This window comes from Paraburkholderia sp. RL17-381-BIF-C (assembly GCF_046026435.1).
GTDB lineage: Bacteria > Pseudomonadota > Gammaproteobacteria > Burkholderiales > Burkholderiaceae > Paraburkholderia.
The window spans coordinates 1-1,503 of the sequence record NZ_JARESX010000177.1 but is presented as its reverse complement, the minus strand read 5'-3'; the positions used below and the strand labels follow the sequence as shown (position 1 = coordinate 1,503).

Below are 1,503 nucleotides of genomic sequence, written 5' to 3'. Positions count from 1 at the left end.
GTCGGCGTTCTCGCACACTCGGCCTTCGTGACATGGCCGTCATGCCTTCCGCCTCACGCTACGCGTTCGCCGGAACGGTCTGCTCAAAAACATTGGTTGCGTTTGTGCGCTGTGGGGGCCGTGGGCTTCGCCTCGGCGAAATGCCGTAGTGTGCACCTCTTTTTTTTGATGCGGCTCCGCACTGGTGTTCACCAGAGCGCTCATGGTGGACGCATGATTCGCGCTTGGGTTAGTGTCGCAGTGCCCTCTAGACGATTAGGGCGCGTAGGTGGCGGCTTCGTCACGTAGCGACGCGATGCTTCAGCTTTTGGCGACGCGGTGCTTCTAGTTTTTCAGGTGCCTGTCGTAGTGGGGCATTGCGCCGTCAATGTGCCGTGGTAGTTGCTCGCGCGATCGTTCGGAAGCGGGTCCGTCCGTTCTCCAGCGTTCTCGTGGCGCCAATGCGTTCGCGCTTTTCTGATGCAGTCTGCGTAGCCTTCGAGAGAAGGTCCGCTGCGTGTCGCGCTGTGATGCGGTTTTGAGCAACGCCCTTCGCGTCGAGCGCGATGACCTGATACAACTCACGGTCGATTTCGACTTCGCGCTGGTAATCCTCCCCAGTGTCGATTAACAGTTCCAGCAACTTCCGCTGACTATGTCTCTCATCTCGCGTCACTGCCGGACTCCTAACTATTGAGGCCGCAAGCTTGATCAGTTTGTCCAGTTGGTCTAGTTGCCTTTCAACTAAACCGAAAGCGGATAGGGCGAGCTTTTCGTATTGAAGTGCGTCAACGGGTGGGCGCGACGTGATTCGAGAATTCTTGATGGATTTACTCATGGCGCGATCTCCCTGAAACTTGACTGGATCGCCCGTCACGCGCGTGGAGGGTGGTGAGCGGGCACAGTGACAGGTCGACAGACCGGCGTAGAACCAAACCGGCAGACCCGTAGGTCTCCATGCCAAGGCCCGCCCATGGGAAGGAGGCGTGCTTAAGCTAACGCGCGCCTGCGATACAGACGCGCGGGTTCTACTCTACGCATCAGGCTGTCGAACCTGAACCATCGCAATCGCGACGGCAAACCAAGTTTAGACAAGTCGTGCCGACAGTGATCACCTACCCAAGCTAAAAGGTGCGCGCCGCCATCATTTCCGAAATTTCCTAGGCGCTCCGTCGGAATCGCGGCGACCGCACTAAGTAACTTCCGAGGGAATGCATCAAAAAATGGTGTTGTTGGCCGTCACGCACATGGCGATCAACTCCGTGGCCGCGATCGCGTCCGCGAAGGCGCGGCCAGGCTTGGCAGGGCGTAACCGCCCAAAGGGACAGCACGGTGTGTCAGACCGCTGGCGATTGGATCGCCGGCGTTGACATTTCAATGATTGGCATCACGCCGAGGCGAAGCCGACGGCCCCCCGGCGCACAGACAAATCCACTTCAAGGCAGACCGTTCCGGCGAGTGCGCAGCGCGAGTCGGGAGGTATGACGGCCTTGCCACTTGCGCCGAATGTGCGAGAACACCGAT

1 protein-coding gene is annotated in these 1,503 nt (G+C 58.9%); it reads right to left on the bottom strand.

All coding sequences use genetic code 11. The annotated features are described in order from the left end of the window. Positions 1-364: 364 nt before the first annotated feature. Positions 365-817 carry a hypothetical protein gene (locus tag P0D70_RS36510; protein ID WP_408188097.1) on the bottom strand — a complete coding sequence of 151 codons (453 nt, stop codon included), beginning with the start codon at positions 815-817 and terminating at the stop codon, positions 365-367. Positions 818-1,503 lie beyond the last annotated feature (686 nt).

What these genes read in the sequence shown, in the direction of transcription:
- P0D70_RS36510 (WP_408188097.1), bottom strand. Translation starts at nt 817, where the DNA reads ATGAGTAAATCCATCAAGAATTCTCGAATCACGTCGCGCCCACCCGTT.